Source organism: Pantoea sp. OVA07A (assembly GCF_019969975.1).
GTDB lineage: Bacteria > Pseudomonadota > Gammaproteobacteria > Enterobacterales > Enterobacteriaceae > Pantoea > Pantoea agglomerans.
In genome coordinates this window covers 25,068-37,151 of sequence record NZ_JAHXYM010000004.1, presented here as the reverse complement: position 1 = coordinate 37,151, position 12,084 = coordinate 25,068, and the positions used below count along the sequence as shown (strand labels likewise).

The following is a 12,084-nucleotide window of genomic DNA, read 5'->3' as shown; positions in this document are numbered from 1 at the left end:
TGCAGAGTCAGCAATGTCACATTAAGCCTTCAGGAGTATTCCGGATGAGCAAGTTTCTTGATCGGTTTCGCTATTTCAAACAGCTGGCCGAACCCTTTTCTGGCCAGCATGGCCAGACGTTAAACAGCAACCGCGACTGGGAAGATGGCTATCGCAGTCGCTGGCAGCACGATAAAATCGTGCGCTCCACGCACGGCGTTAACTGTACCGGCTCATGCAGCTGGAAAATCTACGTCAAAAATGGACTGGTCACCTGGGAGACCCAGCAGACTGACTATCCGCGTACCCGTCCCGATCTGCCAAACCATGAGCCGCGTGGCTGCCCACGCGGTGCCAGCTACTCGTGGTATCTCTACAGCGCTAACCGCCTGAAATATCCGTTAATGCGCAAGAAGCTGATTCAGCTCTGGCGCGACGCGAAAGCGCAGCACAGCGACCCGGTGGACGCCTGGGCATCCATCATCAGTAATCCTGAAAAGGCCAGAAGCTACAAACAGGCGCGTGGACGCGGCGGCTTTGTCCGCTCCAGCTGGCAGGAAGTCAACGAGATGATCGCCGCCGCGAACATCTGCACCGCGAAGACCTACGGCCCTGACCGCATTATGGGATTCTCACCGATTCCGGCGATGTCGATGGTCTCTTACGCTGCGGGCGCACGTTACCTGTCACTGATTGGCGGAACCTGTCTGAGCTTCTACGACTGGTACTGCGATCTGCCGCCGGCCTCACCGATGACCTGGGGCGAGCAGACCGACGTGCCGGAATCGGCTGACTGGTACAACTCCTCCTACATTATTGCCTGGGGCTCTAACGTGCCGCAGACCCGTACCCCGGATGCGCACTTCTTTACGGAAGTCCGCTATAAAGGGACGAAAACCGTGGCGATCACGCCGGACTATGCTGAGGTCGCGAAGCTGTGTGACCAGTGGCTGAGTCCGAAGCAGGGCACCGACAGCGCGATGGCGCTGGCGATGGGCCACGTGATGCTGAAAGAGTTTCATCTTGATCGCGAAGTTGGCTATTTCCGCGACTATGTGCGCCGTTACACCGATATGCCGATGCTGGTACTGCTGGAACCCCGTGAGGGCGGTTTTTACGCCGCCGGCCGTCAGCTGCGCGCCAGCGATCTGGTGGATGGGCTCGGTCAGGAGAATAACCCGGAGTGGAAAACCGTCGCGATCAACGAGGCGACCGGGGAACTGACCGCGCCGCAGGGATCTATCGGCTTCCGCTGGGGCGAAAAAGGCAAATGGAACCTCGAGCAGCGTGATGGGGCGTCACATCAGGAAGTTGAACTGCAGCTCAGCCTGCTCGGCAGCCACGATGAGGTGGTCGAGGTCGGTTTCCCTTACTTCGGTGGTATTACCAGCGAGCATTTCAACAGCGTTGCGCTGGACGAAATCCTGCTGCATAAGCTGCCGGTGAAACGCCTGCAACTGGCGGATGGCAGTGAAGCGCTGGTCACCAGCGTCTACGATCTGACGCTGGCGAATTATGGTCTGGATCGCGGTCTGGATGATGCCAACTGCGCGCAAACCTACGACGACATCAAAGCGTACAGCCCGGCCTGGGCGGAGCAGATTACGGGTGTCTCCCGTCAGAACATCATTCGCATTGCCCGTGAATTTGCCGAAAACGCCGAGAAAACCCGCGGTCGTTCGATGATCATCGTCGGTGCCGGTATGAACCATTGGTATCACATGGACATGAACTATCGTGGCCTGATGAATATGCTGATTTTCTGCGGCTGCGTCGGTCAGAGCGGCGGTGGCTGGGCGCACTATGTCGGCCAGGAGAAACTCCGTCCGCAGACCGGCTGGACCCCGCTGGCCTTTGGCCTGGACTGGCAGCGTCCGCCACGCCAGATGAACAGCACCTCCTTCTTCTACAACCACTCCAGTCAGTGGCGCTATGAAACCCTGGCCACCAGCGAATTGCTCTCCCCGCTGGCGGATAAAAGTCGCTACAGCGGCAGCCTGATCGACCTTAACGTCCGTTCCGAACGTATGGGCTGGCTGCCTTCAGCGCCGCAGCTTAACGTCAACCCGCTGCACATCGCGGCGCAGGCGAAAGCCGCCGGTCAGTCGCCGCTGGATTACACCGTGGAAAGCCTGAAGCAGGGCACCATGCGGTTTGCCGCTGAACAGCCGGACGATCCGCAGAACTTCCCGCGTAACCTGTTTGTCTGGCGCTCCAATCTGCTCGGCTCATCCGGTAAAGGGCATGAGTACATGCTGAAGTATCTGCTGGGCACGGAAAACGGCATTCAGGGCAAAGATTTAGGCCAGCAGGGCCGCGTGAAGCCGGAAGAGGTGGAGTGGCTGGATCAGGGCGCCGAAGGCAAACTGGATCTGGTGGTCACACTCGACTTCCGCATGTCGAGCACCTGTCTCTACTCCGATGTCGTGCTGCCAACGGCGACCTGGTATGAAAAAGACGATATGAATACCTCGGATATGCATCCGTTTATTCATCCGCTTTCGGCGGCCGTCGATCCTGCCTGGGACTCAAAAAGTGACTGGGAGATCTACAAAGGCATCGCCAAAGCCTTCTCCGATCTCTGCCCGGGTCATTTAGGCGTTGAAACGGACGTCGTTACTCTGCCGGTGTTGCATGACTCACCCGCGGAACTGGCGCAGCCTTTTGAGGCGAAAGACTGGAAAAAAGGCGAATGCGATCTGATTCCGGGTAAAACCGCGCCACACATTATGGTGGTGGAGCGCGACTATCCGGCGACCTGGGAGCGCTTTACCTCGCTGGGACCGTTGCTGGAGACCCTGGGTAACGGCGGCAAAGGTATCAGCTGGAACACCAGCAAAGAGGTCGATTTCCTCAAGCAACTGAACTACGTCAAAGCGGATGGCCCGGCAGCGGGGCGGCCGAATATCGACACGGCGATCGATGCGGCAGAAGTGATCCTGGCGCTGGCACCGGAAACCAATGGTCAGGTGGCGGTGAAAGCCTGGCAGGCACTGGGCGTGATTACCGGTCGTGACCACACCCACCTGGCGCTCAATAAAGAAGATGAAAAGATTCGCTTCCGCGATATCCAGGCGCAGCCGCGCAAAATTATCTCTAGTCCGACCTGGTCAGGGCTGGAAGATGAACATGTCTCTTACAACGCCTGCTACACCAACGTTCATGAGCTGATCCCGTGGCGAACCCTGAGCGGCCGTCAGCAGCTCTATCAGGATCATGAGTGGATGCGCGCCTTTGGCGAGAGCCTGATGGTCTATCGTCCGCCAATCGATACCCGCGCGGCGAAGCCGTTGCTGAACAGCAAACCCAACGGTAACCCGGAGAAGGCGTTGAACTTCCTGACGCCACATCAGAAGTGGGGCATTCACTCCACCTACAGCGACAACCTGCTGATGCTGACACTGTCGCGCGGCGGACCGATTGTCTGGATGAGTGAAGATGACGCTCGTGAGCTGGGTATCGTGGATAACGACTGGATCGAGGCGTTCAATGCCAACGGTGCGCTGACCGCACGTGCAGTAGTGAGTCAGCGCATCCCGGCGGGTATGACCATGATGTACCACGCGCAGGAACGTATCGTGAATATCCCTGGCTCGGAGATCACCAGCCAGCGCGGCGGGATCCATAACTCGGTGACGCGGACCTGCCCGAAACCGACCCATATGATCGGCGGTTATGCGCAGCTCTCCTGGGGCTTTAACTACTACGGCACCGTCGGCTCGAACCGCGATGAGTTCGTGGTAGTGAGAAAAATGAACAACGTTAACTGGTTAGATGGGGAAGGCAACGATGCCTGCCAGGGCAGCCAGCAGGAGGTAAAACCATGAAAATTCGTTCACAGGTCGGCATGGTGCTGAACCTCGACAAATGTATCGGCTGCCACACCTGCTCGGTGACCTGTAAAAACGTCTGGACCAGCCGCGAGGGCATGGAGTACGCCTGGTTTAACAACGTCGAAAGCAAGCCCGGTGTCGGCTATCCGCACGCCTGGGAAGATCAGCAGAAGTGGAAGGGCGGCTGGATCCGTAAGATCAACGGTAAGCTGGAGCCGCGCATGGGGAGTCGCATCGGTCTGCTGTCGAAGATCTTCGCCAACCCGGATGTGCCCGCGCTGGATGATTACTACGAACCGTTCGATTTTGATTATCAGCATCTGCACAATGCGCCCGCCGGTAAGCATCAGCCGATTGCGCGTCCGCGCTCGCTGATCACCGGTCAGCGGATGAAAAAGATCGAAAACGGCCCGAACTGGGAAGAGATCCTCGGCGGCGAGTTTGCCAAACGTTCGCAGGATAAGAACTTCGATAACATCCAGAAGGAGATTTACGGTCAGTTTGAGCACACCTTCATGATGTACCTGCCGCGCCTGTGTGAGCACTGCCTCAACCCGGCGTGTGTGGCGACCTGCCCAAGCGGCGCGATCTACAAACGCGGCGAAGATGGCATCGTGCTGATCGACCAGGATAAATGTCGCGGCTGGCGGATGTGCCTCACCGGCTGTCCGTACAAGAAGATCTACTTCAACTGGAAAAGCGGCAAATCAGAAAAATGCATTTTCTGTTATCCGCGCATTGAAGCGGGCCAGCCCACCGTCTGTTCAGAAACCTGTGTCGGCCGTATCCGCTATCTCGGCGTGTTGCTCTATGACGCTGACCGCATTGAACAGGCGGCCGCAGCGGAAAACGAGAAAGATCTCTATCAGAGCCAGCTGGATATCTTCCTTGATCCCAACGATCCGGCGGTGATTGCGCAGGCGCTGAAAGATGGCGTTGCGCAGAGTGTAATCGACGCAGCACAGCGTTCACCGGTCTATAAAATGGCGATGGAGTGGAAGCTGGCGCTGCCACTTCACCCTGAATACCGCACGCTGCCGATGGTCTGGTATGTGCCACCACTGTCACCGATTCAGTCGGCGGTGGATGGCGGGGCGCTGGCGCACACCGGCGTGCTGCCGGATGTGGAAAGCCTGCGCATTCCGGTTGAGTATCTGGCGAACCTGCTGACCGCAGGCGACACCGCACCGGTGCTGCTGGCACTGAAGCGGATGCTGGCAATGCGTCATTACAAACGCGCAGAAAGCGTGGACGGTGAGCATGATATCCGGGCGCTGGAGCAGGTCGGCCTGACCGAAGCGCAGGCGCAGGAGATGTACCGCTATCTGGCGATCGCGAACTATGAAGATCGCTTTGTGGTGCCCTCCAGCCATCGCGAACTGGCGCGTGAAGCCTTCCCGGAAAGCAAAGGCTGCGGCTTTAGCTTTGGCGATGGCTGTCACGGCAGCGACAGCAAATTCAACCTGTTCAACAGCCGCCGTATTGATGCCATCGACATCAGTAAGAAAACCATCCGTCCGGAGGATGCCTCATGATGACGTTACGGATTCTTTCGCGGCTGCTGGACTACCCGGACGAGGCGCTGTTTACCCACTCTTCCGACCTGATCGCGGCGCTGGATGACGCTTCTGAACTCAACCTGCAGCAGAGCGCACGGCTGGTGCGGTTTATCAATCAGCTCTGTGCCCGGCCACTGCTCGACGTACAGGCTGACTACTGCGAACTGTTTGATCGTGGCCGCGCCACCTCGCTGCTGCTGTTTGAACACGTGCACGGTGAGTCACGCGATCGCGGTCAGGCGATGGTTGATCTGCTGGAACAGTATCGTGCCGATGGTCTGGAGCTGGACAGCAAAGAGCTGCCCGATTTCCTGCCGCTCTACCTGGAGTATCTCGCCTGTAAAAGCGATGAGGCCGCGCGTCAGGGACTGGACGACATCGTGCCTATCCTGGCCTTGCTGGCGGCGCGGCTTGAAGAGCGTCAGAGCCCCTACGCCGATCTCTTCACAGTGTTACTGACGCTGTCCGGTAGCGCGGTTGATCCTGCGGCCCTCAAGCCACAGGTGGCGCAGGAAGCGCGCGACGATACGCCGGCAGCACTGGATGCTGTCTGGGAAGAGGAGCAGATTAAATTTCTCGGCGAACAGGGCTGCGCCTCGGCGCAGCAGGCGATGCATCAGCGTCGCTTCGCCGATGCGGTCGCGCCGCAGTATCTGGACATCGCCGCGGCGACGGCGCGTACCACAGGAGAATCAGCATGAATTTTATTAACACTTTCTTCTTCGATATTTACCCCTATCTCGCCGGAACGGTCTTCCTGGTGGGAAGCTGGCTGCGCTATGACTACGGGCAGTACAGCTGGCGTGCCGGTTCCAGTCAGATGCTGGACAAAAAAGGGATGCGTCTCGCCTCCAACCTGTTCCACATCGGCATCATCGGTATTTTCTTTGGTCACATCGTCGGGATGCTGACGCCACACTGGATGTATGAATCCTTCCTGCCGATCGACGTGAAGCAGAAACTGGCGATGATCGCTGGTGGCCTGTTCGGGGCGATGACCCTGCTGGGCGGTGGACTGCTGCTGAAGCGCCGCCTGACCAATCCACGGGTGCGGGCGACCAGTAGCGTCGGTGATATTCTGATCATGACCCTGCTGGTGGCTCAGGCGACGCTGGGCCTGCTGACCATTCCCTTCTCCGCCCAGCATATGGACGGCAGTGAAATGATGAAGCTGGTGGGCTGGGCGCAGGCGGTGGTGACCTTCCACGGTGGCGCTTCGCAGCATCTCGACGGCGTGGCGTTTATCTACCGCGTGCACATGGTGCTGGGAATGACGCTGTTCCTGCTGTTCCCGTTCTGCCGGCTGGTGCACATCTGGAGCGCGCCGGTTGAGTATCTGACCCGTCGCTATCAGCTGGTGAGAAATCGCCGCTAAGCGCATGATGGCTGCGGGGCAGAGAGAGCCCCGCAGCCATTTTAGCCCATGGCTGCCTTGACGTTTTTTTAAGATTTTGCCCTGTATGTCATTGCGCTGAACGTCTACTATTACCGCATCTGAAATTACCCCTCGTTTATGGATAACCGATGCGCCTCAAGTTAGCCTTCCTTGCGTTCATTCCGCTTCTGGCCTCCTGCAGCAGCAAACCTGAAGTCCCGTCCCAGCAGAAGATGCTGGCTGCGCCACAGGGCGGTTTTTTACTGCAGCCGTCGCACAGCGGACAGGCGATGTTTGGCGACTTTGCCGGTAACCCGGCAGCAGAGCAATTTATCGATAAGATGGTGGAGAAGCATGACTTTGACCGTCAGCAACTGCACAACATCATCGGTCAGGCCAAACGACTGGATTATGTGCTGCGACTGATGGATCGTCAGGCACCAAGCTATACGCCAGCGCCAGGACCTAATGGCGCCTGGATCCGCTATCGCAACAAGTTCATTACGCCCGATAACGTGCAAAATGGGGTGGCGTTCTGGAATCAGTATCAGGATGCCCTGCAACGCGCACAGCAGGTTTATGGCGTGCCACCGGAAATTATCGTGGGCATCATTGGTGTGGAAACCCGCTGGGGGCGCGTGATGGGGAAAACGCGGATTCTGGATGCGCTTGCGACCTTATCCTTTAACTATCCGCGCCGCGCAGAGTACTTCAGCAGCGAGCTGGAAACCTTTCTGTTGATGTCGCGCAAAGAGCAGGATGACCCGCTGGCGCTGAAAGGCTCCTTTGCCGGGGCGATGGGCTATGGTCAGTTTATGCCCTCCTCTTACAATGATTATGCGGTTGATTTCAACGGCGACGGTCATGCAAACCTGTGGGATCCGGTGGATGCTATCGGCAGCGTGGCGCACTATTTCCAGAAGCATGGCTGGCGCAGCGGCGAAAATGTGGCGGTACCGGCCAGCGGTCAGGCGCCGATGCTGGAAGATGGCTTCAAAACCCGTTACAGCGTGAGCATGCTGGCGGCGTCAGGATTGTCACCACAGGGCTCGCTGAACGGTAACGATCAGGTCAGTCTGCTACGCCTGGATTTGGGCACCAGCTACCAGTACTGGTACGGCTTACCCAATTTCTATGTCATTACCCGCTACAACCACAGTACCCATTATGCGATGGCGGTGTGGCAGCTGGGTGAGGCGGTGAGCAAGGCGCGCCAGGGCGGCCTGTTATAAAGGCTGTCCTTGTTAACTGTAAGGTTATATGATGACGCCCTTTTTCAGGCCACACAGCCACTGATATTTCTGGAGTCATTATGTCTTTACCTGCCTGCCCGGCTTGTCACGCCGATTACACCTGGCAAGATGGCGATAACCTTAACTGCCCCTCCTGCGGTCACATCTGGACCGAGGGAGAAGGTGACAGCAGCAACGCAACACTGGAAGTGCGTGATGCCAACGGCAATCTGCTGGCAGATGGCGACAGCGTCACGGTGATCAAAGATCTCAAGGTGAAGGGCAGTTCTTCATCGCTGAAGATCGGCACCAAAGTGAAAAGCATTCGTCTGGTTGAAGGGGACCACAACATCGATTGTAAAATCGACGGTTTTGGCCCGATGAAATTAAAATCTGAGTTTGTGAAAAAGAACTGAGATCAGGGGCGCAGGGATGCGCCCGCTTTCCTGCTTAGCTGAACAGCTTATCAATTGCGGCACACTGCTCCGCATTCAGCGTGCCACCGTAGTTTCGCGAGCCGCTGCTCATCGAGTCATAGCGCCGTGCCACGGCCGTTTTAATCGTCGTCACGAAATCATCTCCGATACTGTAAATCGCCATCAGACGGCCGATCTGCTGCTGCAGGCGCGTCAGCTCCGGCAGATTGCCACTTCGCCATGCCGTCATCATCTGCGCAAAGTACTCCGGCACAATATTATTCAGTCCTGAAATGACACCGGCACCGCCTGCCAGCAGGTTCGGGAGCAGGTACTCGTCATACCCCGACAGTACGGCGAAATCGCTACGCACCTTGCGGGTCTCTTCAATCATCATCCGGTTATGCGACAGGCAATCCACCGTATCTTTAATGCCGGCGAAGTTGGGCAGCTTTGCCGCCAGGGCGGCAATCAGCGCGGGCGTCAGATCGCAGCCGGTGCGGGCCGGAAAGTTGTAGGCAAACCATTTACCACCCAGTTGGGCGTCCAGTGTTTCGAAGTAGTGCATCAGCTGGTTTTGCGTCTGGCCGTAATAGTAGGGTGGCAGCACCATCACCGCGTCAAAATCATTTTTCCAGGCGGCTTCAGCCAGCTCCAGCATGTCAGGAATGCAGGTTGCCGAGACGTTCGCGACCATCTTCAGCGATGACAAGGGTCTGGCTTCCTGAATCAGTTGTAAGCGTTCCTGCTGCGTCAGTGAGGCGAACTCGCCAATGCTGCCCATCACCAGTAAGGTATCAATACCGGAGTCATTGAGGCGGGAGAAATGTCGCCCGAGCGCATCAATATCGACCGCACCCTGCGCATTGAACGGGGTGACTGAAGGGCACCAGACACCGGCAAAGGGCGATTTTTCACTCATAAATGACTCCTGAATCGGATGTTAAAAAATGAAACAGTGTTTTAACTTAATGACTCCGGCCGGTCTCTGCCAGCGCATGATTCAAAAGTGAGCAACGGGTCGCACTTTTTCCTCTTTCATCCGTCTCAGTAAGCGGATGCATCTGATAACTGAGCGAGAGGTCATGATGAAAGAGTGGGATCCTGTGCTGTACCGTAAGTTTGAAGCAGAACGAACCCGTCCAGCCCGCGAACTTCTGGCGCGCCTCAGCCTGGAACAGGTTGAGCAGGTGACCGATCTGGGATGCGGGCCCGGTAACAGCACCGAGCTGCTCGCCGATGCCTGGCCACTGGCGCAGATTACCGGGCTGGACAGTTCCGCCACGATGTTAACTCAGGCCGCTGAACGCCTGCCGCACTGTCGTTTTATCCAGGCGGACATCCGCAACTGGCAGGCCGATGTGCCGCAGCAGGTGGTCTACGCCAATGCGTCTCTGCAATGGCTGGATAATCACGCAACGCTGTTTCCCCATCTGGTCAGCCAGCTGGCGCCCGGTGGCGTGTTAGCGATCCAGATGCCTGATAACCTCAATGAGCCGTCGCACCGGCTGATGCGCGAGGTGGCGGCAACGGATCGCTGGCGTTCACGCATCAATGCCGATGCCGCTGAACGTACACAGCTGCTTTCCACGGGCGAGTATTACGATCTGCTGACGCAGGCCGGCTGTGAGGTGGATATCTGGCGTACCACCTATTATCACGTGATGGCCGATGCGCAGGCAATTATCAGCTGGCTGCAGGCGACCGGTTTACGGCCTTTCCTGGCAACGCTGGATGAGACCGAACAGACGGCGTTTCTGACAGATTATCATCAGCGTCTGCTCGCGGCTTATCCGGCTCAGGCCGATGGTCAGGTGTTGCTCGCCTTCCCGCGTCTTTTTATGGTTGCGGTGAAAAACCGGTAGGTGCAGTGGAAAGCTGACCGCAAAAACAGCGTAATAATGGTGAGTGACCTTGAAAAAGCAGTTTTTCTGCACCACCTTCAACCACAGCCAAAGGGAGAATCGCAATGGATGATCAGCAATTGCAGGCGCTTAGTGCGCAGATAGGTGAGAAGCTGAAGCAGCGCAATGCCACCGTAACCTGTGCGGAATCCTGCACGGGGGGATGGATTGCCAAAGTCTTTACCGATATCAGCGGCAGCTCCGCCTGGTTCGAGCGGGGTTTTGTGACCTACAGTAACCAGGCCAAACAGCAGATGGTCTGTGTTCAGGCTGCTTCGCTGTTGCAGTATGGTGCGGTAAGTGATGTGGTGGTGCGGGAGATGGCGCTGGGTGCCCGCAGGGCGGCCCATGCTGACTACGCGATCTCCGTCAGCGGTATTGCCGGTCCGGATGGCGGCAGTGAAGAAAAACCGGTGGGTACGGTATGGTTTGGCTTTGCCGGGCCGCAGGGTAACATATTGACTTTTCAGCAGAATTTTAGCGGCGATCGTGATGCCGTACGCCGCCAGTCGGTGGCATGGGCCCTGCAGAAACTGTATGGCGAATTTCTGACAAATTAAACTTGATACTGTATGACTATACAGTATAATTGTCGGCAACAGAAAGAGTACAGGCACCCTGAGTGCGTGTTTACCCGGCTTGATTAGGAGTTGAAATGGCGATTGATGAAAACAAACAGAAGGCTTTAGCTGCCGCGCTTGGCCAGATTGAGAAGCAATTTGGTAAAGGCTCCATCATGCGCTTGGGTGAAGACCGCTCAATGGATGTGGAAACTATCTCTACCGGCTCGCTGTCGCTGGATATCGCATTAGGCGCAGGCGGTCTGCCAATGGGCCGTATCGTTGAGATCTACGGACCTGAGTCTTCAGGTAAAACCACGCTGACTCTGCAGGTTATCGCATCTGCACAGCGTAAAGGTAAAACCTGTGCCTTTATCGATGCAGAACATGCGCTTGATCCGGTTTACGCCAAGAAACTCGGCGTAGACATTGATAACCTGCTCTGCTCTCAGCCAGACACTGGTGAGCAGGCGCTGGAAATCTGTGATGCGCTGGCGCGCTCTGGTGCCGTTGACGTGATCATCGTCGACTCCGTCGCGGCGCTGACGCCTAAAGCGGAAATCGAAGGTGAAATCGGTGACTCACACATGGGCCTCGCGGCACGTATGATGAGCCAGGCGATGCGTAAACTGGCCGGTAACCTGAAGCAGTCCAATACCCTGCTGATTTTCATCAACCAGATCCGTATGAAAATTGGTGTGATGTTTGGTAACCCGGAAACCACCACTGGTGGTAACGCGCTGAAGTTCTACGCCTCTGTCCGTCTTGATATCCGCCGTATCGGTGCAATCAAAGAGGGCGATAACGTGGTCGGCAGTGAGACCCGCGTTAAAGTGGTGAAAAACAAAATCGCCGCGCCATTCAAACAGGCTGAGTTCCAGATCATGTACGGCGAAGGTATCAATACCTTTGGTGAGCTGGTCGACCTGGGCGTGAAGCACAAGCTGATTGAAAAAGCGGGTGCATGGTATAGCTACAATGGCGACAAGATTGGTCAGGGTAAATCGAATGCCGGCAACTTCCTGAAAGAGAATGCTGCTGTGGCAAACGAGATTGATCTGAAGTTACGTGAGATGTTGCTCAACGGCGCGGATGAAAAACTCGCAGCAGCCGACAAGGCTGCTGAGAAAGAAGACGCGGCTGAAGCGAACGAAGACTTCTAATCTCTGATGCGGGAGGGGCGAAAGCCTCTCCCGTAGTTTTATCCCCCTCTATTGCCTTTCTTG

Annotated in this window: 10 protein-coding genes; 9 read left to right on the top strand and 1 reads right to left on the bottom strand. The window is 56.8% G+C overall.

The annotated features are described in order from the left end of the window. The first annotated feature begins 44 nt into the window (after positions 1 to 44). From LC417_RS13940 to LC417_RS13915, 6 genes are all read left to right on the top strand, one after another. Positions 45 to 3,806 (top strand): nitrate reductase subunit alpha, encoded by a 3,762-nt coding sequence (locus LC417_RS13940; RefSeq protein WP_010248527.1) that lies wholly within the window; start codon positions 45 to 47, stop codon positions 3,804 to 3,806. Continuing rightward, positions 3,803 to 5,347 (top strand): nitrate reductase subunit beta, encoded by a 1,545-nt coding sequence (gene narH, locus LC417_RS13935; RefSeq protein WP_060680820.1) that lies wholly within the window; start codon positions 3,803 to 3,805, stop codon positions 5,345 to 5,347. Before LC417_RS13940 ends, narH begins: the two co-directional genes overlap by 4 nt. Then, a complete protein-coding gene (narJ, locus tag LC417_RS13930) occupies positions 5,344 to 6,072 on the top strand; it encodes a nitrate reductase molybdenum cofactor assembly chaperone (RefSeq protein ID WP_010672124.1) in 729 nt (242 codons plus the stop codon). Before narH ends, narJ begins: the two co-directional genes overlap by 4 nt. Beyond that, positions 6,069 to 6,746, top strand: coding sequence for a respiratory nitrate reductase subunit gamma (gene narI / locus LC417_RS13925; protein ID WP_010248521.1), 678 nt, complete (start codon positions 6,069 to 6,071; stop codon positions 6,744 to 6,746). Before narJ ends, narI begins: the two co-directional genes overlap by 4 nt. A gap of 149 nt (positions 6,747 to 6,895) precedes the next feature. Next, positions 6,896 to 7,978, top strand: a complete 1,083-nt coding sequence (mltB, locus tag LC417_RS13920) for a lytic murein transglycosylase B (protein WP_010248519.1) — start codon at positions 6,896 to 6,898, stop codon at positions 7,976 to 7,978. Positions 7,979 to 8,058: 80 nt separating this feature from the next. Continuing rightward, a complete protein-coding gene (locus LC417_RS13915) occupies positions 8,059 to 8,394 on the top strand; it encodes a zinc ribbon domain-containing protein YjdM (RefSeq protein WP_010248517.1) in 336 nt (111 codons plus the stop codon). Positions 8,395 to 8,428: 34 nt separating this feature from the next. Here LC417_RS13915 and LC417_RS13910 read toward each other — a convergent pair whose 3' ends face one another. Then, positions 8,429 to 9,316: a dihydrodipicolinate synthase family protein gene (locus tag LC417_RS13910; RefSeq protein WP_167430642.1), complete on the bottom strand. Its 888-nt coding sequence runs from the start codon at positions 9,314 to 9,316 to the stop codon at positions 8,429 to 8,431. Between the two features lie 166 nt (positions 9,317 to 9,482). On the opposite strand from LC417_RS13910, the gene tam reads away from it, so the two are divergent. The 3 genes from tam (at position 9,483) to recA (ending at position 12,021) form a co-directional block, all read left to right on the top strand. Beyond that, a complete protein-coding gene (tam, locus tag LC417_RS13905) occupies positions 9,483 to 10,259 on the top strand; it encodes a trans-aconitate 2-methyltransferase (protein WP_033770048.1) in 777 nt (258 codons plus the stop codon). Between the two features lie 104 nt (positions 10,260 to 10,363). Continuing rightward, positions 10,364 to 10,858 carry a nicotinamide-nucleotide amidase gene (gene pncC, locus LC417_RS13900; protein ID WP_223566047.1) on the top strand — a complete coding sequence of 165 codons (495 nt, stop codon included), beginning with the start codon at positions 10,364 to 10,366 and terminating at the stop codon, positions 10,856 to 10,858. A 95-nt stretch (positions 10,859 to 10,953) separates the two neighbouring features. Continuing rightward, positions 10,954 to 12,021, top strand: coding sequence for a recombinase RecA (gene recA / locus LC417_RS13895; protein ID WP_010248510.1), 1,068 nt, complete (start codon positions 10,954 to 10,956; stop codon positions 12,019 to 12,021). Positions 12,022 to 12,084: the final 63 nt, after the last annotated feature.